The sequence below is a fragment of the Bacillus sp. XT-2 genome (assembly GCF_025696525.1).
GTDB classification, from domain to species: domain Bacteria; phylum Bacillota; class Bacilli; order Bacillales; family Bacillaceae; genus Bacillus; species Bacillus halotolerans.
Window position 1 is genome coordinate 307,899 of the sequence record NZ_JAHVOC010000002.1, and the last position, 20,485, is coordinate 328,383.

Annotated in this window: 21 protein-coding genes, 1 pseudogene and 1 other annotated feature; of the genes and pseudogenes, 18 read left to right on the top strand and 4 right to left on the bottom strand. The window is 45.7% G+C overall.

Features of this window, described 5'->3' with window-relative positions:
* Nucleotides 1-17: 17 nt before the first annotated feature.
* From KXD37_RS07615 to KXD37_RS07625, 3 genes are read left to right on the top strand one after another with little or no spacing between them, the layout of a single operon-like run.
* A complete protein-coding gene (locus tag KXD37_RS07615; protein WP_095712776.1) occupies nt 18-1,436 on the top strand; it encodes an acetyl-CoA carboxylase biotin carboxylase subunit family protein in 1,419 nt (472 codons plus the stop codon).
* A complete protein-coding gene (gene bacE, locus KXD37_RS07620; protein ID WP_024123244.1) occupies nt 1,433-2,614 on the top strand; it encodes a bacilysin exporter BacE in 1,182 nt (393 codons plus the stop codon). Before KXD37_RS07615 ends, bacE begins: the two co-directional genes overlap by 4 nt.
* A gap of 12 nt (nt 2,615-2,626) precedes the next feature.
* Nucleotides 2,627-3,826, top strand: a complete 1,200-nt coding sequence (locus tag KXD37_RS07625) for a pyridoxal phosphate-dependent aminotransferase (protein ID WP_263463460.1) — start codon at nt 2,627-2,629, stop codon at nt 3,824-3,826.
* A 14-nt stretch (nt 3,827-3,840) separates the two neighbouring features.
* On the opposite strand, the gene bacG is transcribed toward KXD37_RS07625, so the two are convergent.
* A complete protein-coding gene (bacG, locus tag KXD37_RS07630) occupies nt 3,841-4,620 on the bottom strand; it encodes an NADPH-dependent reductase BacG (protein WP_105954423.1) in 780 nt (259 codons plus the stop codon).
* 132 nt (nt 4,621-4,752) lie between these two features.
* Nucleotides 4,753-5,517 (bottom strand): hydrogen peroxide-dependent heme synthase, encoded by a 765-nt coding sequence (gene hemQ, locus KXD37_RS07635; protein WP_003235942.1) that lies wholly within the window; start codon nt 5,515-5,517, stop codon nt 4,753-4,755.
* Nucleotides 5,518-5,786: 269 nt separating this feature from the next.
* On the opposite strand from hemQ, the gene pta reads away from it, so the two are divergent.
* The 4 genes from pta to KXD37_RS07655 all read left to right on the top strand — a co-directional run bounded on the left by pta (nt 5,787) and on the right by KXD37_RS07655 (nt 9,720).
* Nucleotides 5,787-6,758: a phosphate acetyltransferase gene (pta, locus tag KXD37_RS07640; protein ID WP_095712778.1), complete on the top strand. Its 972-nt coding sequence runs from the start codon at nt 5,787-5,789 to the stop codon at nt 6,756-6,758.
* Between the two features lie 129 nt (nt 6,759-6,887).
* Entirely contained in the window at nt 6,888-7,787 is a 900-nt protein-coding gene (cysL, locus tag KXD37_RS07645) for a cysJI operon transcriptional regulator CysL (protein WP_106019742.1), read from the top strand.
* Between the two features lie 47 nt (nt 7,788-7,834).
* On the top strand, nt 7,835-8,680 hold the full coding sequence (locus KXD37_RS07650; protein WP_024123239.1) for a biotin/lipoate A/B protein ligase family protein: 846 nt from the start codon (nt 7,835-7,837) through the stop codon (nt 8,678-8,680).
* A gap of 149 nt (nt 8,681-8,829) precedes the next feature.
* The gene (locus KXD37_RS07655) at nt 8,830-9,720 is read left to right on the top strand and encodes a carboxylate/amino acid/amine transporter (protein ID WP_095712780.1); all 891 of its coding nucleotides are present in this window, start codon (nt 8,830-8,832) and stop codon (nt 9,718-9,720) included.
* Between the two features lie 140 nt (nt 9,721-9,860).
* Here the strand turns inward: KXD37_RS07655 and zapB are convergent, their stop codons facing one another.
* Nucleotides 9,861-10,637: a cell division protein ZapB gene (gene zapB, locus KXD37_RS07660; RefSeq protein ID WP_024123236.1), complete on the bottom strand. Its 777-nt coding sequence runs from the start codon at nt 10,635-10,637 to the stop codon at nt 9,861-9,863.
* Nucleotides 10,638-10,851: 214 nt separating this feature from the next.
* Here zapB and KXD37_RS07665 point away from each other — a divergent pair, with 214 nt between their 5' ends.
* From KXD37_RS07665 to KXD37_RS07700, 8 genes and pseudogenes are all read left to right on the top strand, one after another.
* On the top strand, nt 10,852-11,076 hold the full coding sequence (locus KXD37_RS07665; protein WP_024123235.1) for a DUF1450 domain-containing protein: 225 nt from the start codon (nt 10,852-10,854) through the stop codon (nt 11,074-11,076).
* A gap of 161 nt (nt 11,077-11,237) precedes the next feature.
* The gene (locus KXD37_RS07670; RefSeq protein WP_059335166.1) at nt 11,238-12,539 is read left to right on the top strand and encodes an HD domain-containing protein; all 1,302 of its coding nucleotides are present in this window, start codon (nt 11,238-11,240) and stop codon (nt 12,537-12,539) included.
* A 36-nt stretch (nt 12,540-12,575) separates the two neighbouring features.
* A complete protein-coding gene (locus KXD37_RS07675; RefSeq protein ID WP_024123233.1) occupies nt 12,576-13,076 on the top strand; it encodes a YwgA family protein in 501 nt (166 codons plus the stop codon).
* 111 nt (nt 13,077-13,187) lie between these two features.
* Nucleotides 13,188-13,661 carry an Rrf2 family transcriptional regulator gene (locus KXD37_RS07680; protein WP_106019741.1) on the top strand — a complete coding sequence of 158 codons (474 nt, stop codon included), beginning with the start codon at nt 13,188-13,190 and terminating at the stop codon, nt 13,659-13,661.
* On the top strand, nt 13,658-15,055 hold the full coding sequence (locus KXD37_RS07685; protein WP_151174595.1) for an MFS transporter: 1,398 nt from the start codon (nt 13,658-13,660) through the stop codon (nt 15,053-15,055). Before KXD37_RS07680 ends, KXD37_RS07685 begins: the two co-directional genes overlap by 4 nt.
* A 77-nt stretch (nt 15,056-15,132) precedes the next feature.
* A pseudogene (locus KXD37_RS07690) lies at nt 15,133-15,226 on the top strand (hypothetical protein); the annotation flags it as partial.
* Nucleotides 15,227-15,623: 397 nt separating this feature from the next.
* Nucleotides 15,624-15,848, top strand: a binding site (T-box leader).
* Between the two features lie 52 nt (nt 15,849-15,900).
* A complete protein-coding gene (thrS, locus tag KXD37_RS07695; RefSeq protein WP_151174594.1) occupies nt 15,901-17,817 on the top strand; it encodes a threonine--tRNA ligase in 1,917 nt (638 codons plus the stop codon).
* A gap of 118 nt (nt 17,818-17,935) precedes the next feature.
* Nucleotides 17,936-18,355: a MarR family transcriptional regulator gene (locus KXD37_RS07700; protein WP_024123229.1), complete on the top strand. Its 420-nt coding sequence runs from the start codon at nt 17,936-17,938 to the stop codon at nt 18,353-18,355.
* Nucleotides 18,356-18,397: 42 nt separating this feature from the next.
* Here KXD37_RS07700 and KXD37_RS07705 read toward each other — a convergent pair whose 3' ends face one another.
* Nucleotides 18,398-18,586 (bottom strand): 2-hydroxymuconate tautomerase, encoded by a 189-nt coding sequence (locus tag KXD37_RS07705; RefSeq protein ID WP_003222038.1) that lies wholly within the window; start codon nt 18,584-18,586, stop codon nt 18,398-18,400.
* A 108-nt stretch (nt 18,587-18,694) separates the two neighbouring features.
* On the opposite strand from KXD37_RS07705, the gene KXD37_RS07710 reads away from it, so the two are divergent.
* From KXD37_RS07710 to KXD37_RS07720, 3 genes are all read left to right on the top strand, one after another.
* On the top strand, nt 18,695-19,354 hold the full coding sequence (locus KXD37_RS07710) for a site-2 protease family protein (RefSeq protein WP_069486773.1): 660 nt from the start codon (nt 18,695-18,697) through the stop codon (nt 19,352-19,354).
* A gap of 12 nt (nt 19,355-19,366) precedes the next feature.
* Complete coding sequence (locus KXD37_RS07715; protein ID WP_263463461.1) at nt 19,367-19,885, top strand: YwhD family protein; 519 nt, start codon at nt 19,367-19,369, stop codon at nt 19,883-19,885.
* Between the two features lie 153 nt (nt 19,886-20,038).
* Nucleotides 20,039-20,461 (top strand): hypothetical protein, encoded by a 423-nt coding sequence (locus KXD37_RS07720; protein WP_263463462.1) that lies wholly within the window; start codon nt 20,039-20,041, stop codon nt 20,459-20,461.
* Nucleotides 20,462-20,485: the final 24 nt, after the last annotated feature.

Consider the following 20,485-nt stretch of genomic DNA (forward strand, 5'->3'; position numbering starts at 1 on the left):
GAAGGAGTGTTTTACATATGGAGAGAAAAACAGTTTTGGTTATCGCTGATCTTGGAGGCTGCCCGCCGCATATGTTTTATCAAAGCGCTGCTGAAAAATATAACCTGGTCAGCTTTATTCCGAGACCATTTGCCATTACAGCTTCCCATGCGGCACTTATTGAAAAATACTCGGTCGCGGTCATAAAGGATAAAGATTATTTTCAGAGTATCACAGATTTCGAGCATCCCGATTCCATTTACTGGGCGCATGAGGATCATGACAAACCCGAAGAAGAGGTAGTCGAGCAAATCGTCAAGGTTGCCGAAATGTTTGGAGCGGAAGCCATCACAACAAACAATGAATTATTCATCGCTCCGATGGCGAAAGCCTGTAAACGTCTCGGCTTAAGAGGAGCGGGTGTGCAAGCTGCCGAAAATGCCAGAGATAAAAATAAAATGAGGGCAGCGTTTAATAAAGCCGGGGTCAAAACAATCAAAAACAAACGGGTCACAACCCTTGAAGATTTCCGCTCCGCGCTGAAAGAGATCGGCACGCCGCTCATCTTAAAACCGACATACTTGGCGAGTTCAATCGGCGTGACGCTGATTACGGACACCAAAACAGCAGAAGCCGAGTTTAACAGAGTGAATGACTACCTGAAATCCATTAATGTGCCGAAGGCGGTTACGTTTGAAGCCCCGTTTATTGCGGAGGAGTTTTTACAGGGTGAATACCCGGACTGGTATCAAACCGAGGGATACTCCGACTATATCAGCATAGAAGGGATCATGGCGGACGGAGAATATTTTCCAGTCGCGATTCATGACAAAACACCGCAAATCGGGTTTACGGAAACATCGCATATCACGCCGTCCATCTTGGATGATGAAGCGAAAAAGATCATTATTGAAGCGGCCAAAAAAGCAAATGAAGGGCTTGGGCTGGAAAACTGCGCGACACATACAGAAATCAAGTTAATGAAAAATAGAGAAGCCGGTTTAATAGAGTCTGCGGCCAGGTTCGCCGGATGGAATATGATTCCGAATATTAAAAAGGTCTTCGGCGTCGACATGGCGCAATTATTGCTGGATGTTCTCTGTTTCGGAAAAGACGCCGATCTTCCGGATGGATTGCTGGAGCAAGAACCTTGCTATATCGCCGACTGTCATTTGTACCCGGAGCATTTCAAACAAAACGGGCAGCTTCCTGAAGCGGCGGAGGATATGATCATTGAATCCATCAACATTCCGGATGGGCTGCTGAAAGGAGATACGGAACTTGTTTCTTTCTCGGCTGCGGCACCAGGTACGTCTGTTGATTTGCGCCTGTTTGAAGCCTTCAATTCCATTGCCGCATTTGAACTGAAAGGAAGCAATTCCCAGGATGTAGCCGATTCAATTAAACACATCCAGCAGCATGCAAAGCTGACTGCGAAGTATGTGCTGCCGGTATGAAACAGTTAAAGCCAAATTCTAAATACTTGCTTTACGGGCAGGCGCTTTCGTTTATGGGAGACTATTGTGTTCTCCCGGCCCTGCTCATTTTGTCTACATATTATCACGATTATTGGGTGACGTCGGGAGTCATCGCGGTCAGAAGCATTCCGATGGTGTTTCAGCCGTTTTTAGGGGTGCTCGTTGACCGATTGGACAGAATTAAAATTATGCTGTGGACGGATGTCATCAGGGGCATCATCTTTTTGGGGCTCACCTTTCTCCCAAAAGGCGAGTATCCGCTGGTTTTTCTGGCCCTGCTGTTTGTCTCTTACGGGAGCGGCGTATTTTTTAATCCGGCGCGTCTCGCGGTCATGTCTTCTCTGGAATCAGATATTAAAAATATCAATACCTTATTCGCTAAAGCCACGACCATTTCTATCATTGTCGGGGCGGCCGCCGGAGGGTTATTCCTGTTAGCCGGGTCTGTAGAGATGGCTGTTGCCTTTAACGGTGTGACATACCTGGTTTCAGCGTTTTTTATCAGGCGAATTAAGCTGCAATTTGTCCCGATTCAGTCTGAAAATATAAAAGAAGCCTTTCAGTCTTTTAAAGAAGGGCTGAAGGAAATCAAAACCAATTCATTCGTGTTAAACGCCATGTTTACGATGATTACGATGGCAATGCTTTGGGGGATCGTGTACAGCTATTTTCCGATTGTCAGCCGCTTTTTGGGTGACGGGGAGATCGGCAACTTTATCCTTACCTTCTGCATCGGCTTCGGCGGTTTCATCGGAGCTGCGCTTGTCAGCAAGTGGGGCTTTAACAACAATAAAGGCTTGATGTACTTTACCATTTTATCAATCGTCTCGCTGGCGCTGTTTTTATTCACGCCCATTTTTGCTGTATCTGTCATTGCTGCCATTCTCTTTTTCATCGCCATGGAATATGGGGAAGTGCTTGCAAAGGTTAAAGTTCAGGAAAACGCGGCGAACCAGATTCAAGGGCGTATTTTTTCGGTGGCTGAAGCGTCTATTGGCTTGTGCATTTCGATTGGTTCCATGCTTATCAACGTATTAGAGGCTCCTGTCATCATGGGGCTGATTGTTATCATGGTAAGCGGTTTGTTTTTGCATACAAAGCTGGTGAACAAGTCTTTTTTGGAACGGGATAAAAAAACTGAGCAAATTCACTTATAAGGAGTCTTTCAGATGGAAATAACACCGTCCGACGTCATCAAGACACTTCCAAGGCAAGAATTTTCTCTCGTTTTTCAAAAGGTAAAAGAAATGGAAAAAACGGGGGCGCAAGTCATTAATCTTGGACAGGGGAACCCTGACCTTCCTACTCCGCCGCATATCGTGCAGGCATTGCAGGAGGCGGCTGTGAACCCTTCTTTCCACGGGTATGGGCCATTCAGAGGCTATCCCTTTCTGAAGGAAGCGATTGCCGCTTTCTATAAAAGAGAATACGGAGTGACAATCAATCCTGAAACAGAAGTGGCGCTCTTTGGCGGGGGAAAAGCAGGCTTGTATGTTTTGACACAATGCCTGCTCAATCCGGGAGATATCGCTTTGGTCCCGAACCCGGGCTATCCTGAATACCTTTCGGGTATTACAATGGCAAGAGCAGAGCTGCACGAAATGCCGCTGCACGCAGAAAACGGCTATCTGCCTGACTTTGAGAAAATAGATTCCGCTGTGTTACAAAAAGCGAAGCTGATGTTTTTGAACTATCCGAATAACCCGACGGGAGCTGTGGCGGATGCGGCTTTTTATGCAAAAGCGGCCGCATTTGCAAAAGAGCACCAGATTCATTTGATCCATGACTTTGCGTACGGCGCATTTGAGTTTGATAAAAAACCGGCCAGCTTCCTGCAGGCGGAGGACTCAAAAACTGTGGGCGCGGAGCTTTATTCGTTTTCAAAAACATTTAACATGGCCGGCTGGAGAATGGCGTTTGCCGTCGGAAATGAAAAGATCATTCAAGCGGTCAATGAATTTCAGGATCACGTCTTTGTCGGCATGTTCGGCGGACTGCAGCAGGCGGCCAGTGCGGCGCTGTCAGGAGATCCGGAACAAACAGATCGCTTGAAACGCATCTATGCGGAACGGATTGACTTTTTTACGGAGCTTTGTGAAAAAGAACTGGGCTGGAAGATAGAAAAACCTAAAGGAACATTTTATGTATGGGCTGAAATTCCAAAAATGTTTGAGTCTTCTCATCAATTCTCTGACTACCTGCTGGAGCAGGCCCATGTTGTCGTAACGCCGGGCGAGATTTTCGGCAGCAACGGAAAACGTCATGTCAGAATATCAATGGTATCGAAGCAGGAGGATCTGCGGGAATTTGTCATGCGGATTCAAAAGCTGAACCTGCCGTTTGCCTCATTAGAAGAAGTATCCCGCTAAAAAGCGGGATTTTTTTATATGCTTTTCATGCTGCCGCCGTCAGCAGAAATTTGCTGCCCGGTGATATAGGAGGCTTCCTCGGAAGCGAGAAACGCGGCGAGCGCTGCGGTTTCTTCGGCTGATCCGACCCGTTTCATCGGGATGCCAGAAGCAATCTGTTCTACGGCTTCTTGTTTGGATATGCTGTTCTTTTCCATCACATTCTTCACAAATTGATGGTAACGGTCTGTAGCGATAAAACCAGGATTCAGGCAGTTGACAGTAATATTGTGAGGAGCAAGCTGAATGGAAATATTTTTACTGGCGTTAATTAAAGCGGCATTCATCATGCTGTTTGTAAACATATTGGCGCCGGGTTCTTTCCACAGATTTCCGACAATGTTGATGATTCTGCCAAACTCGTTTTGTTTCATCAGAGAGGCGGCACGCTTGATAGCGTCAATATAGGCAACGGTTTTCTGTGTGAACGTGGCCGTCATATCCTCTATATTACAGTTATCAAATGTGTCAGGCGCACCGCCCGGGATATTGTTAATCAGAACATCAAGCCGTCCGCATTGAGATTCAATTTCTTTAAAAATCTCCTCTCTCGTTTGCTGGTCAGACATATCACCCGCAAGGACAATGACACTCGCTTCAGGATGCTTGGCCAAAATGTCTTCTTTGACAGGTTCAATATTGTCCAAGACTCGCGAATTGATGACGACGGTAAAATGCTGGTCTGCTAATTTCAGAGCAATTGCTTTTCCGATTCCTTGACTTGCTCCCATAATAAATGCGGTTCGTTTTGACAAATAACTGCACCCCTTTGAAAAAATTGGATTATTATCTACATCGTAAAAAAAAACGGAGAAAATAGCAAATTTTATTTAAATTCTGACAAATAGGAATCAAAAAACTCCCGCCAGCTGCGGCGGGAGGAGAAATTATACATATAGGAATTGAGGAAGTGTATCAAGCGAAAGGCGGTTGCCCACAAAGAACGAGCCAAATTCGCCGTAGCGCGCGCTGACTTCGTCAAAACGCATTTCATATACAAGCTTTTTGAATTGAAGCACATCATCACTGAACAGCGTAACGCCCCATTCGTAATCGTCAAAGCCGACTGAACCTGTGATGATCTGTTTCACTTTGCCAGCATAGCTGCGTCCGATTAAACCGTGGCTTCTCATCAAGTTTCTTCGTTCTTCCATAGAAAGCATGTACCAGTTGTCATTGCCGGATCTTCTTTTATCCATTGGATAGAAGCATACATATTTTGATTCCGGCAGTTCAGGGTAAAGGCGCGCACGTACATGCGGATTTTCATACGGGTCGCCGTCGCCGCTCGCCAAATAGTTGCTCAGTTCAACAACTGACACGTAGGAGTAAGCCGGAATGGTGAACTCAGCAAGTCTTGATTTGTTGAATTCAAGCTCAATTTCATTTAATTCTTCCATTGTAGGGCGAAGAATCATCAGCATAAAATCAGCTTTTTGGCCAACGATGCTGTAAAGGGTTTGCGAGCCTTTCCCTTCTTTTTGGGCGACTCCCCATTTTTCAAGCAATCCTGTAAATTCATGAATGATAGACTGGCGCTCATCACTTGACAGCAGCTTCCAGGAAGTCCAGTCCATTGTGCGGAAATCATGAAGCGCATACCAGCCGTCCAGCGTTTTTGCCGCTTCATTTGTCATTTGCTGTTCACTCATTTATCTTCACTCCTATTATCTTTTCGTTAATGCCTTCACTATATCATAGTTTATCCGATTCTACTGTGGAGAAACCTTGAACATCCGATTCGTATATCTCCTCAAAAATAAGAGAACATATAAGGAAAGAATCAGTTGCTTAAATTAGTTAGAAAAATAAGATTTTTTGATGAAAGCGCTATAATAAAAGTTGGCTGTTTGAATTTGACTGGAAGAAGAGTATGCTAGTAAAAGAAAGCGTTTTTGTAACTTTTTGAGGAGGGTTTATTGTGGCAGATTTATTTTCAACAGTGCAAGAAAAAGTAGCTGGAAAAGGCGTTAAAATTGTATTTCCTGAAGGCTTGGACGAACGTATTTTAGTTGCGGTCAGCAAGCTTGCAGAAAATAAAGTGCTGAATCCAATTGTGATCGGCAATGAAAATGAGATCCAAGCAAAAGCAAAAGAACTGAATGTGACGCTTGACGGCGTTGATATTTATGATCCTCATACATATGAAGGCATGGAAGATCTTGTACAGGCATTCGTAGAACGCCGCAAAGGCAAAGCAACAGAAGAACAGGCTCGAAAAGCGCTCTTAGACGAGAACTACTTCGGCACAATGCTTGTGTACAAAGGCCTTGCAGCGGGTCTTGTGAGCGGAGCGGCTCATTCAACTGCCGACACTGTCCGTCCGGCTCTTCAAATCATCAAAACAAAAGAAGGCGTGAAAAAGACTTCAGGCGTCTTCATCATGGCACGCGGCGATGAGCAGTACGTATTCGCAGATTGTGCGATCAACATTGCACCTGACAGCCAAGATCTTGCAGAAATCGCAATCGAAAGCGCCAATACGGCAAAAATGTTCGACATTGATCCTCGCGTAGCAATGCTCAGCTTCTCTACAAAAGGCTCAGCAAAATCTGATGAAACAGAAAAAGTAGCGGATGCTGTGAAAATCGCGAAAGAAAAAGCGCCTGAATTAACGCTTGACGGCGAATTCCAATTTGACGCTGCATTCGTTCCATCTGTAGCTGAGAAAAAAGCGCCGGATTCCGAGATCAAAGGAGACGCGAACGTATTCGTATTCCCAAGCTTGGAAGCAGGAAACATCGGCTACAAAATTGCTCAGCGTTTAGGCAACTTTGAAGCTGTAGGACCAATCCTGCAAGGCTTAAATATGCCTGTTAACGATCTTTCAAGAGGTTGTAACGCTGAAGATGTTTACAATCTTGCATTAATTACAGCGGCACAAGCACTGTAAGAAAAGCGATGGCAGCTCTCTCGCAGAGGGCTGCTTTTTTTGCGCCTTCTTTACCAGGACAGATGATATGAGTAAAATAAAGAAAACTGATCATCATTATAAATCTTATTCATGACAGGGGTGGGGCCTTTGTATTACGACGTGTTGAAAACCTTTATCGCGGTGGTGGAAGAAAAAAACTTCACAAAAGCAGCAGAAAAGCTGATGATTTCCCAGCCCAGCGTCAGTCTGCATATTAAAAATCTTGAAAAAGAATTTCAAACGGCTCTGCTGAATCGGTCGCCGAAGCATTTTACGACAACACCGACAGGGGACATTTTGTATCAAAGGGCAAAGCAAATGGTATTTCTCTACGAGCAGGCCAAGGCTGAAATTTACGCGCACCATCATTATGTAAAAGGTGAATTGAAAATAGCCGCCAGTTTTACAATCGGAGAGTATATTCTTCCGCCGCTTCTTGCCCAGCTGCAAAAGCTGTATCCTGAGCTGAATCTGGACGTCATGATTGGCAATACAAAGGAGGTAAGCGAACGTGTCCGAATGCTTCAGGCTGATATCGGGCTGATTGAAGGACATACGGACGAGAATGAACTGGAAATTGAACCGTTTATGGAGGATGAAATGTGCATCGCAGCGCCAAACCAGCATCCGCTTGCCGGAAAAAGAGACATTTCAATCAGCGATTTGCAAAATGAAGCGTGGGTGACAAGGGAAAAAGGCTCCGGCACAAGGGAATATCTCGATCATGTGCTCAGCACGAACGGACTGCGGCCGAAGTCGATGTTCACGATCAGCAGCAATCAAGGTGTAAAAGAAGCGGTGATCAGCGGCATGGGTTTATCGGTCTTATCAAGAAGCGTGCTGCATAAGGATTTGATCCACCGTGACATTTCAATTCTCCACATTAAAGATTTCTCATTAAAGCGCAAGCTGTCTTATATTCATTCTCCTCTCATGGAGAATACAAAAAATAAAGAAATTTTCATTACGATGCTGAAAAGCAATTTTCAATCATCACGGGTGAAATGATATAATAGTTTTCGTTCATAAGCCTAACATGAAAGGGTTTTACATAGATGGCAAACCAACCGATTGATTTACTGATGCAGCCGACATGGAGAGTCATTGACCAATCCAGTCTCGGCCCTTTATTTGACGCGAAGCAATCCTTCGCTATGGACGATACGCTGTGCGCCTCTGTAGGAAAAGGCGTGTCGCCGGCGACAGCACGCTCTTGGGTTCACCACGACACGATTGTCCTCGGTATTCAGGATACGCGGCTCCCGTTTTTGCAGGACGGCATTGCCCTGCTGGAAAATGAGGGATACCGCGTCATCGTCCGCAATTCCGGCGGTCTTGCTGTTGTTTTGGATGAAGGCGTTTTAAATATTTCTCTCATATTCGAGGACCAAAAGAAGGGCATCGATATAGACAGAGGATACGAAGCAATGGTGGAACTGATGAAACGGATGCTTAAGCCGTACGGGGCAAAGATTGAAGCCTATGAAATTGAGGGCTCCTATTGTCCAGGCAGCTATGATCTCAGCATTGACGGCAAAAAGTTCGCCGGCATTTCTCAAAGACGTCTTCGCGGCGGTGCAGCCGTTCAAATTTATCTCTGTGCAGATAAAAGCGGCAGCGAGAGGGCAGATCTGATCAGACGATTCTATCAAGCCGCCCTGAAGGATAAACAGAACGACAAAAAAGGCGTCTACCCGGATATACGTCCGGAAACCATGGCATCGTTAAGTGAGCTTCTGCATACCGATATCTCCGTACAGGATTTAATGCTTGCTTTGCTTACGGAATTAAAAGCGTTAAGCACCCACCTCTACTCAGCCGGACTGTCCATTGACGAGGAATTGGAATTTGAGAAAAATCTTGTCCGGATGGCAGAACGGAATGAAAAGGTGTTTGGATGAACGTCTCTTGCATGTCAGCCGATACGGCTGGCATGCTTTTTTTCGCTATCATCTTGTCTTTAGATAAATCTTTCTTATAAACAGAAAACAATTACAGCAAAAAAAGCGATAAAATAACAGCAGCATCTGCATACAAAGGGGAGAGGCAAATGAAAGGGAATGTTTACAGCCTGTTTGTGCTGATCGCGGCTTTTTTCTGGGGAACAACCGGCACTGTTCAGGCGCTGGCTCCAGAAAGCGCCACTCCGCTGGCATTCGGAGCGGTCAGATTATTGGTAGGCGGCAGCGCCATGCTTCTTGTGGTCTGGATCAGCCGAGAGCTTCACGTGAAAAATTGGTCTTGGCCGCCCGTGTTTTTAGCAGCGATTTGTATGGCCTGTTATCAGCCGCTTTTTTTCACCGCCGTAAAAGAAACAGGGATTGCGGTTGGGACAGTGATTGCCATCGGCAGTGCGCCTATTATTGCCGGGAGCTTAGAGTGGGCCGTTTTGAAAAAACGTCCGCGAAATTCCTGGTGGATTGCAACTGTATTGGCTTTGGCGGGATGCTGGCTCCTGTTTTCAGACGGCTCCAATGTTCGGATTGATGTGTCAGGGGTTCTCATGGCGATTGGAGCAGGTGCATCTTTTGCGGGTTATACCTTGATCAGTAAATCAATGATGAAAACACAGCCGCCGAGAGCTACCTCAGCTGTTGTCTTTATGCTCAGCGCCATATTGCTGATGCCGCTATTGTGGCAGTCGGATCTCTCTTGGATGCTGACCCCAAAAGGATGGGGAACGAGCCTTTATATCGGGGTAATTGCGACATGCGCGGCCTACTTTTTGTTTGCAAAAGGGCTCACCGGCGTTCCGGCTTCGGCAGCGGTTACACTGTCCCTGGCTGAGCCGCTGACCGCCTCATTGCTGGGTGTGTTTTTCATAGGTGAAATGCTTTCTCTTTCCTCATGGCTCGGCATCGTGCTGATGATGTTAGGGCTTCTGGTCATTTCAGGGGCGCCTCGCAAGCAAAAGCCAGCTGAAGCGGCTCATGTGTCTTAATAGATTAGCATAAGCTTGGGCTCATTTTACAAGAATAACGGAGCCGCCGCAAAAACAGAAAATCCTCTTTTCTAAAAGGAAAAGGGGATTTTTTAATGGCAAAACCCCAAAACAGGACATCGTTTTGGGGTTTTTAAAAGCTATTCCGCCATTTTTTCTAAATTTCCGTTCCGGTCCATTTTGAAGGACGGAGAGGCATGTTCATCATCTTCAAATAAAACTAGTTTTCTGGCTCTATTCATGATTTTTACCAAGGTTTCATAATCTTCCTGGATCGTTTTTTGATCTTTTTCAAGTTTTTGAACTTCTGCTTCCAGCTGTTCTGTTTTGCTTTGTAATTCTTGATTTTCTTTCTTTAAACGCTCATTTTCCATTTTTAAAGCTGAGGATTGCTCATGATTGCCTTCGTAATTCTGCAGGAATCTGATGACATCATTCATCGTCATCTCAGGCGCAGACGTTTGAGGAGACAATAAGTGTGATAGACTAGCTAACTCTTCCTTAAAGCTGTCATCCACAAAAGGCATGTGCTCGCCTGACATCAAAGCCTGCTTCTCATTTTCGGCAGTCGGGGTTTCAGGTTTCACCTGCTCCTCCTGCACTGCAGTTTCTTGAATTGTTTCGGGATCAACCGCAGGAGGCTGATATAGCAGTCTTTTCTTCGCTGGCTGCCCGTTTCCGAGGGCTCTCATGCGCTGTTTTCGCTGTTTTTTTGCAAGCTGAAGCGCTTTTTCATATTGATGGCGCACCACCGCGTTCCATCTGAATCCGCAGGCTGCGGACGTCCGATTTAATTTATCGCCGACCTCTTCAAAGGCATTCAGCTGAGTGCTGCCTTCTCTTACATGCCGAAGCACAGTTTCGGCTAAAAGCAAATCATTTTCTTCTGACCAAGCGTCCTGGCGCTGTTTTGTCATTTATCTCAACTCCCATTTTTCTTTTCATGATATTAGAATGTCCAGATTGGAAAATATTTATACAAATTGGCTGGAAGAATAGGAGATACGGAGGCTGAACCGGCTTGCAGGAACAGTCGAATCCTTGTACAATGAGGAGTGATGTGATTTTTTCGACAAAGCGATTTTAGGTTTAAAACATAGATGAACATAGAAATGAAGGGAAGCGTACGTCATGGCTAATGAATTTCGAGTGTGTGATGATTGCCAAGCCACTAATATCAAAACATTGCTGCCGCGTTTAAAAGAAGTAGACCCGGACGCAAAGGTTGAGGTAGGGTGCCAATCTTATTGCGGGCCCGGACGGAAAAAATCGTTTGCTTTTGTAAACAATCGCCCGCTGTCAGCTCCGACAGAGGATGAGCTGATTGACAAAGTGAAAAAGAAATTAAAAAAGTAAAAACATATTTTTTCATAGCCTCGGCCCTCTGGTCAGGCTTTTTTGCTTCACATCATGTGATTTTCGGAAAGATGGAACAAATCGCCGGACAAATTCAAGGATGTTTTCAAAGAATAGAGTCGATATAATAGAAACACGGCTAAAAAAAAGAGGGAATGACGATGGCGTATCCAAATGGAAAATTATCAGAAGAAAAAGTGTTTAAAGATCCGGTGCACCGCTATGTTCATGTACGGGACAAGCTGATATGGGATCTGATCGGAACCCGCGAATTTCAGCGTCTCCGCAGAATCAAGCAGCTCGGCACGACGTATTTGACGTTCCATGGCGCTGAGCACAGCCGGTTCAACCATTCTCTCGGTGTCTACGAAATTGTCAGGAGAATGGTTGATGATGTCTTTAAAGGCCGTCCTGAATGGGATGACAGTGAGCGCGAACTCTGCTTGTCCGCGGCGCTGCTTCATGATCTCGGGCACGGGCCGTTCTCGCATTCATTTGAAAAAGTCTTTCATCTTGACCACGAAGATTTTACAAGAGATATCATTTTGGGAGACACAGAGGTTAATCAGGTGCTCAGAAAGGTGAGCCCGCGTTTCCCGCAGGATGTTGCTGAAGTCATTGCCAAAACATATAAAAACAAACAAGTGGTCAGCCTGATTTCGAGTCAGATTGACGCGGACCGCATGGATTATCTGCAGCGCGACGCTTACTATACGGGCGTCAGCTACGGCCATTTTGACATGGAGCGGATTCTCCGGGTGATGCGCCCGCGTGAGGATCAAATCGTCATTAAACAAAGCGGAATGCACGCTGTAGAAGACTATATTATGAGCCGCTACCAAATGTACTGGCAGGTCTATTTCCACCCTGTGACGAGAAGTGCGGAGGTTATTTTAACGAAGATTCTCCACAGAGCGAAGCAGCTCCATGATGAAGGTTATGTGTTCACTCATGCTCCGGTTCATTTCTATTCTATTTTTGAAGGGAAACTGACGCTGGAGGATTATTTGAGGCTGGATGAATCTATTATTTTGTATTATTTCCAGGCATGGGAGGATGAAGAAGACCCGATTTTATCCGATTTGTGCCGCAGATTCATTAACCGCCAGCTGTTCCAATACGTTGAATTTAATCCGAATGAAGAGATGTCGGCATATTTTGAGCTGACCTCATTATTCAAAGAGGCTGGAATCGATCCGAGCTATTATTTGGTCGTGGATTCTTCTTCAGATCTGCCATACGATTTTTACCGTCCAGGAGAGGAAGAGGAGCGTTTGCCGATCCATCTCTTGACGCAAAACGGTCAAATCAAAGAGCTGTCCAGACAGTCGGCCATTGTGGAATCCATCTCCGGTAAGCGGCGGACGGACCACAAGCTGTACTATCCGAAGGACCTGATTTGTGACGGCTCTGAACACCCGGAAGCGAAAATGAAAATCCGGCAGCTGCTGGGACTGACATAGAAATTGGTAAAGAAGGAAAAAGGAGATGTCGGGAATTTGTTGAAAGAACATGCAAAACTGATGAAGGTGTTCTCGGATTCTGGAGAAATCATCGGGCGAAAGAAGCTGCAAAAAATGATTTATATTGCGAAGAAAATGCAGTTTCCTTTCTATGAGAAATATGATTTTCACTTTTACGGGCCGTATTCGGAGGAACTGACGCTCCAAATTGAAGAGCTGTGCAACCTTGGATTCCTGCATGAGGTAAAGGAAAAAAAGGGCGGCTACTTTCAATACCGTTATTCGCTGACAGAGACGGGCTCCGCGTTTTTAGACCACGCCGATCTTGATATGCCTGATATCAAGCACTATATTGACAGTGTAAACAACCGTTCATCACGGTTTTTAGAGTTGGTCTCCACGATTCTTTACTTTGACGGGCTTGAGGCTGAGGAAAAGAAAGAGAAGGTATTTACAATCAAAAGCAAGCAAAAGTATACCAATGAAGAATATGACGAAGCGCTTCAATACATAGAAGAGCTGAAGCAGATTTGTTAACCATATCAAGCAAAAGAAATGAATCGTTTCTTTTGCTTTTTTTATTGACAAAACCTGCTAATGGATCTATTGTGGATAATAGTTATCCATAATGAACCGGGAGGGAACATAATGAAAATGAAATCGGGAATGGAGCAGGGAGTTTCTGTGCTGCTGTTACTGTCACGGCTGCCCGTGCAGGCTTCTTTAACATCAGAGGCGATCAGCCAGCGCTTGCACATGTCTCCGTCTTATCTGAAAAAGCTGATGAGAACTTTGGTGCAGGCTGGTTTGGCAGAGTCCATACCAGGTACGAAGGGAGGCTTTACGATTACGAAGCCATTGACGGATATTACCCTCTATGATGTCTATCAAGCTGTTGAAGGAAGAGGTTCCATGTATCAAGGAAAAGGCCTTTTGCCATCTGTATTTGAGAGCGGAAATCCCTGTGTGCTGGAGACGGTAATGGGGGATATTGAGGATAAATGGGCTTCGCTCATGAAAGAAGAAACCTTGCAGGGTGTCATGAACAGAATCGGTAAACTTTATGACCTCGAAAAAATCGATGATTGGATACATCATCAGCTGAAAGGGCAATGGCAATGAAAAACAGCGGGCCTTTACATCAATCAGGATCAACAGGCATCTCAGTGTTAATCGTGCTCGCTCTCGGTTTTCTGATGGCTACGCTTGATGTGACCGTGGTGAATGTTGCAATTGCTGATATGAAAAACGTTCTTTCCCTTTCAATTTCAGGTGTGACGTGGGTTGTAGACGGGTACATGCTTACATTTGCTTCGCTTCTGCTGGCCGGCGGTGCGCTGGCTGACCGTTACGGCTCAAAGACCATTTATATGCTGGGTTTGGGCGTTTTTGTTCTTGCCTCATGTCTATGCGCTGTAGCAGCAAATGGCCAAATGCTGATCGCAGGTCGGCTGTTGCAGGGACTTGGCGCGGCTTTGTTTATGCCGAGTTCACTCAGCCTTTTGGCTGCCTCTTACCCCGATGAACGGGTTCGGGCCAAAATGTTTGGCTTGTGGGCCGCTCTCGTCTCCGCCGCCTCCGGACTGGGGCCTTTTATCGGCGGTGTTCTGGTGAATGCGGCAGGGTGGCAGAGTATTTTTCTGATCAATGTGCCATTAGGGGTTGCGGCGCTTATTTGCGCCTATCGAACGCTCAGCAGTTTCCCGGGAAAAGGCAGCCGGGTGAATATCACAGGGCATCTGCTTGGAATGGCGGCTCTCGGATTTCTTTCATTTGCGCTGATACAGGGCGCTTCAATAGGCTGGAGTTCGCTCACCATTCTCGGTGCTTTCGCGGCGGCGGTTTTGGCGTTTGTGCTTTTTCTTCTGAGAGAAATTTTTTCGGCAACATCTATTCTTCCTGCGTCATTATATAAGAATGGACGTTTCTCGGCAGCGCAGTTCGTTGGGTTTTTGCTGAATTTTGCTCTTTTCGGCGGTATGTTTATGCTGAGTCTATTTTTGCAGGAAGCAAGAGGCGCAAGTTCCTTTTTAGCGGGAGTCGAACTATTGCCGATGATGGCTGTCTTTGTGGTCGGAAATCTGCTGTTTGCCCGGCTGGCGAACCGTTTTGAAGCGGGGCTTCTTATGTTTGTTTCAATGGCTGTCAGCTGCATCATGGCATTGCTGTTATTTGTCATGGTTTCTCCGGATTTGCCTTACTGGCAGCTTGCGGTTCTGACATCTGTCATGAATCTTGGTGTCGGCATTACGGTTCCTGCCATGACGGCTGTGATTATGAAGACAGCGGGACAGGAGCATGCCAATATCGCAGGAGCAGCTTTAAATGCCAACCGGCAAATCGGGGCATTGGTTGGCGTAGCGGTTTCCGGAGTGGTCATTCATCTGTCCGCCACTTGGTACACCGGAGCTGGGTTTACGTTTTTGATGATGGGCGCGGCATACAGTCTGGCCGCATTCCTTGTGTGGCGGTTTCTGACTTTTCATAAAGAAACGTCCGCTTCCGCATCATCTTAAAATCGTCCATTGTCTTTTCAAGGAATATATAGTAAGATATATGAAATTATTCAAACAGGCACTGATAAGGACACGAGATGCTTTTTACGGTTTCCAGAGAGGGAAGGACCAGCTGAAACCTTCCTAACGCAGAGAAAGCAGCTTACCGCCTTTGAGCCGTATCGGGGAAATTAAGTATCTGATACCGTCATGCTGCGTTACAGCACCGAGCCGACGAACATGTATGTTTGTTGGGAATTTGGGTGGAACCACGAATTTTAACACATTCGTCCCTTGTGAGGGATGGATGTGTTTTTTTATATGAGTCAATATATGCGATGAAAAGGACATGAATGATGTTTACGGTTTTCAGAGAGGGAAGAAAAGGTGCGAGCTTCCCAGCTTAGGAATATCATTTACCGCCTTGGAGCAGCGTTGGGGAACAGTCAGTATCCAATGCCGTTTATGCTGCGTTACAGCACCGAGCCGATGAACATGAAAGTTCGTTGGGAACTTGGGTGGAACCACGGGTTAATCACACACACTCGTCCCTTATAAGAGGGACGGGTGTGTTTTTTTATATACATATAGAAATGCGATGAAAAGGACATGAATGATATTTACGGTTTTCAGAGAGGGAAGAAAAGGTGCGAGCTTCCCAGCTTAGGAATATCATTTACCGCCTTGGAGCAGCGTTGGGGAACAATCAGTATCCAATGCCGTTTATGCTGCGTTACAGCACCGAGCCGATGAACATGAAAGTTCGTTGGGAACTTGGGTGGAACCACGGGTTAATCACACACTCGTCCCTTACAGAGGGACGGGTGTGTTTTTTTATATACAACAATTAATAAGGAGTGTTTGAAATGAGTAAACATGTTAGTATTCAGCTTCCGGACGGACAGGTAAAGGAATATCCGAAAGGCACTACAGTCAAAGAGGCGGCTGCGTCCATCAGCTCCAGTTTGGAAAAGAAAGCAGCAGCGGGACAGGTTAATGGCCGGCTCGTTGATGTCAGCTTCAAGCTGGAGGAAGATGCTGAGCTTTCAATTATCACACTGGATTCTCCAGAAGGCTTGCAGGTGCTTCGCCATACATCAGCGCATGTGCTGGCTCAGGCAGTGAAACGGCTGTACGGCGAAGCGTACTTGGGGATAGGGCCTGTCATTGAAGACGGATTTTATTATGATATGAAGCTTGATCGGAGTCTGACTTCCGGAGATTTAGAGGCCATCGAAAAAGAGATGAAGCATATTATAAACGAAAATATGGATATCAAGCGAATAGAGGTTTCTTACGAGGAGGCTGAAGCGCTTTTTGCAGAGAAAGGCGAGCCGTTTAAGCTGGAAATTTTGAAAGACATTCCGCGCGGGGAGAAAATGACGCTGTATCAGCAGGGAGAATTTGTTGACCTTTGCCGCGGGCCGCATCTTCCTTCAACAGGAATGATCAAGGCGTTCAAATTAACACGGGTGTCGGGTGCTTATTGGCGAGGAGACAGCCAAAATGAAGTCCTTCAGCGGGTGTACGGTGTTGCGTTTCAAAAGAAAAAAGATCTCGAGGCGCATCTGCATATGCTGGAAGAAGCAGCGAAACGGGATCACCGCAAGCTGGGAAAACAATTAGAGCTGTTTATGTTCTCGGAAGAAGCTCCGGGAATGCCGTTTTATTTGCCAAAAGGGCAGATTGTCCGCAATGAGCTGGAACGCTTTTCGCGTGAACTGCAAACAAATGCCGGCTACGCCGAGGTGCGTACGCCGTTTATGATGAATCAGCGGTTATGGGAGCAGTCGGGGCACTGGGACCATTATCGCGACAATATGTATTTTTCGGAAGTAGATCAGACTGCATTTGCAATGAAGCCGATGAACTGCCCCGGCCATATGCTCATCTTTAAAAACAGCCTGTACTCCTATCGGGATCTGCCGATTCGTATGGCGGAGTTCGGCCAGGTGCACCGCCATGAATACAGCGGTGCTCTAAACGGAATGCTCCGCGTCCGGACGTTCTGCCAGGATGACGCGCATATCTTTGTTCGGGAGGATCAAATCGAGAGTGAAATTAAAGAAGCCATTCGGCTGATTGACGAGGTATACCGCACATTCGGTTTCGAGTATACGGTTGAGCTTTCCACTCGCCCGGAGGATTCATCAGGTGAAGACAGCGTGTGGGAAATGTCTGAAAACGCCTTGAAACACGTCCTTGAGGATCTGGGTCTTCCTTATGAAGTAAACGCAGGGGATGGAGCGTTTTACGGAGCGAAAATCGATTTTCATATTAAAGACGCTCTGAAGCGGAGCCACCAATGCGCCACAATCCAGCTTGATTTTCAAATGCCGGAAAAATTTGATTTAACATATATTAATGAGCACAATGAAAAGGTTCGTCCCGTCGTCATTCACAGAGCGGTATTCGGCTCAATTGACCGTTTCTTCGGCATTCTGATCGAGCATTTTGGCGGAGCTTTTCCAGTCTGGCTTGCGCCGGTGCAGGTCCAAATTATACCGGTTTCTCACGTTCATATGGACTACTGCGAAAAGGTGCAGTCTGAGCTAAAGCGGCTCGGGATAAGAGTCAATATTGATGAACGCAATGAAAAGCTTGGCTACAAAATCAGAGAATCACAGATGCAGAAAATCCCGTACATGCTGGTGCTTGGGGATCAGGAAGTGAGTGAAAAGGCGGTAAACGTCCGTCAATTCGGACATCAGAAGAGTGAACAAGTTCCTTTTCAGGTATTTAAAGAGAATATTGTCGAACAGGCGAAAAATCGAAGCATGTAGGAGAAAAGTTGCGAATTCGCTGTTTGCTTTTTTGACTTTCCCTATCTGGTATCAGTAAAATAATAAGTAATCATATCGTTCGTATGTTATGAATGCATCTCGAAATGGGGAAATCTACATGGATCATGACAAACTGGAAGCAAATTTGCTGGATCACGCACTAACAAAATATTTGAAAAGCACGAAACTATTAGATGAAGCCACCGTTCCGAAACATGTGAATAATGTAAGAGGATTTATTCTGCGGATTATATATCGACACGGGAGCTGCACCATAAAGGACATTCTAAAAGAGGTCACGCTGTCTCCGTCTGCCACCACAACCGCTCTGAATCACTTAGAGCAGGAAGGGTTTATTAAGAGATCCAGAAATAACAATGACCGCCGGACCGTTTGGATTACGCTTTCTGAATCGGGGCAGGCAGCGGCTCTTCAGATGATTCAAAATCGCCAGCAGCTGATTGACGGCATGTTTGAACGTTTGACTGCCGAAGAGAAGGCAGCGTTTTTAGCTATTATTGAAAAAATGACGAAATAGAGATGAAAAAGCCGGCTTGCGAAGCGCCGGCTTTATATCAGATTATTCCATATCGCTGAGGCGTTTGCCTGCGACCGCGTAATGGTCTTTTCTCATTTCTTCTATAAAGACAACAATTTTTTCTTCAGAGGCACCGGTCGTTTCTTTCACGGCCTCTGTTACTTTCTCAACTAGATTGCGTTTTTGCTCGTCTGTACGGCCTTCAAGCATTTTGACGGTTACGTATGGCATAGGTGTGAATCCTCCTTTATATCGTTTCCTCTCTTTAGGAAAAGAGGCTTCTTATAGTATACTGAATAAAGTAAATTCTTGCATTTTTAGAAAGAGGGATCATCTCACTTGGACCGTTTTTTATATTACCCGTTGTCTCTAATGCCATATCTGGTCATTACCTTAATTGTTTCGTTTACAATGCATGAACTCGCTCACGCCTATGTCGCATATAAATTTGGTGACAATACGGCGAAAAAAGAAGGAAGACTGACGCTGAATCCTATCAAACACCTTGATCCGTTCGGGACCATTTTGATCCTGGTGGCCGGCTTTGGATGGGCTCGCCCTGTTCCCGTCAATCGCCGTTTCTTTAAGAAACCTCGTCTGGCCGGCGTACTCGTATCCATTGCCGGGCCGATCAGTAACCTGATTCTTGCGTTTATCGGTTTCTCTTTGTTAGTGTTGATGCATGCTTACGGAATGGAACTGCTTGCGGCATTCAGTACAGGACTGGACCAGTTCTTTTCAATCTGGATACAGCTGAACCTCGTTCTGTTTTTATTTAATCTGCTGCCGCTGCCGCCGCTCGACGGCTATCGTATTATTGAAGATCTAGTCCCGCCGGGGGCGCGTGCCAAGATGACGCAAGCGGAAAGCTACGGCTTTATCGTCTTTTTGGTACTGTTTGTGACACCGCTCGGATCCTACGTGCTTTGGCCATTGCTCAACGCCGGAAGAGATTCGATTTTACATTTGTTTTCAGCGATATTTCAACCGCTTTTGTAGGAGGTAGAACTCATGGAAGAAAAAAAGAAAAAATCAATCGGGTTTAATATTATCAAAAGTGATCCGACAGACGGACACGGCGGCTTTGGCGTAGGCGCACTCAGCCTGGATAATATTTCACCTGTATTCGTTGATGTAGAGGAAAAAGAAGCGTTCGTTGATATCGGCGCGATGCACGCCCGCAGCGTCGTTGAAAAAGGCATTAAATTTCTGCCTAATAAAGAAGATGTTCCAAACGGAAAACCATACTGGCTTGTGTGGGTGACGATTGACAGAAGAGAAGAGGGCCCTTATTACGCAGGGGTAACAGCCTGTGAACTGACGGTCGACAGAAGCATCAGAAGAGGCTACAAATCGCTCCCGGAGCATGTGAATCTGATGGATAAATCGATGAAACGGAACATTATCATTGATCAAATGGATGACAGCTCGAAGCAAGTGCTTGGCGAATTTTTGAAAAACCATGACCAAGGCCTGTGGGAACGCTCTTCTGATGAATTGAAAAATGGCCTGCTTCAAGAAGAAAATTAATTTGTGAACTTTCTGTGAACTTTTAGAAAATTTGAATTATTTTCTGTGAACATTGAGTAAACTGGTGATACAGAAATAGGACATGGAAAATCCCGAGCCGAACCAAGACTCGGGGTTTTTCATTTTTTTTTGACAGCAGATAGGGGAGATATCGTGTTTCAAACCATGAGGATTGGTGATTGGGTCATTGAAGCGGACGTGGAGGAAACGAGAAGGCAGTATGCGAAAGATATTGAGGATATGTGCGAATGTCTTCTTTGTGAAAATGACCGGGAAGTAATGAAAACACTGCCGCGTGAGAAGGCGCAAATGTTTGAGGATTTTGGTCTTCAGCCATCTGTTTGTACCGATATTAATGAATTTGGACAGGAGGGTGACCGTCATCTTTATGTGGCCAGCTATTTTATTGTCGGACGTATTATAGAAGGGAAAAAAGAATGGGATCCGGACCGTAACTGGTATATATCATTTGAAGTGCCGAGAGATGACCGCTTTATCCCCGAAGGATTCCCGAAACCCGTTCTCCAGCTTGACTGCGTGACGCTGCTCCCATGGATAATGGAAGAACCATATTAAATAACCCGGCATTCAAGCAGCCGG

What these genes read in the sequence shown, in the direction of transcription:
- KXD37_RS07680 (WP_106019741.1), top strand. Translation starts at nt 13,188, where the DNA reads ATGAAAATGAAATCGGGAATGGAGCAGGGAGTTTCTGTGCTGCTGTTA.
- KXD37_RS07625 (WP_263463460.1), top strand. Translation starts at nt 2,627, where the DNA reads ATGGAAATAACACCGTCCGACGTCATCAAGACACTTCCAAGGCAAGAA.
- KXD37_RS07685 (WP_151174595.1), top strand. Translation starts at nt 13,658, where the DNA reads ATGAAAAACAGCGGGCCTTTACATCAATCAGGATCAACAGGCATCTCA.
- KXD37_RS07665 (WP_024123235.1), top strand. Translation starts at nt 10,852, where the DNA reads ATGGCTAATGAATTTCGAGTGTGTGATGATTGCCAAGCCACTAATATC.
- hemQ (WP_003235942.1), bottom strand. Translation starts at nt 5,517, where the DNA reads ATGAGTGAACAGCAAATGACAAATGAAGCGGCAAAAACGCTGGACGGC.
- KXD37_RS07715 (WP_263463461.1), top strand. Translation starts at nt 19,367, where the DNA reads ATGGAAGAAAAAAAGAAAAAATCAATCGGGTTTAATATTATCAAAAGT.
- thrS (WP_151174594.1), top strand. Translation starts at nt 15,901, where the DNA reads ATGAGTAAACATGTTAGTATTCAGCTTCCGGACGGACAGGTAAAGGAA.
- KXD37_RS07650 (WP_024123239.1), top strand. Translation starts at nt 7,835, where the DNA reads ATGGCAAACCAACCGATTGATTTACTGATGCAGCCGACATGGAGAGTC.
- KXD37_RS07655 (WP_095712780.1), top strand. Translation starts at nt 8,830, where the DNA reads ATGAAAGGGAATGTTTACAGCCTGTTTGTGCTGATCGCGGCTTTTTTC.
- zapB (WP_024123236.1), bottom strand. Translation starts at nt 10,637, where the DNA reads ATGACAAAACAGCGCCAGGACGCTTGGTCAGAAGAAAATGATTTGCTT.
- KXD37_RS07615 (WP_095712776.1), top strand. Translation starts at nt 18, where the DNA reads ATGGAGAGAAAAACAGTTTTGGTTATCGCTGATCTTGGAGGCTGCCCG.
- KXD37_RS07705 (WP_003222038.1), bottom strand. Translation starts at nt 18,586, where the DNA reads ATGCCATACGTAACCGTCAAAATGCTTGAAGGCCGTACAGACGAGCAA.
- bacE (WP_024123244.1), top strand. Translation starts at nt 1,433, where the DNA reads ATGAAACAGTTAAAGCCAAATTCTAAATACTTGCTTTACGGGCAGGCG.
- KXD37_RS07700 (WP_024123229.1), top strand. Translation starts at nt 17,936, where the DNA reads ATGGATCATGACAAACTGGAAGCAAATTTGCTGGATCACGCACTAACA.
- KXD37_RS07670 (WP_059335166.1), top strand. Translation starts at nt 11,238, where the DNA reads ATGGCGTATCCAAATGGAAAATTATCAGAAGAAAAAGTGTTTAAAGAT.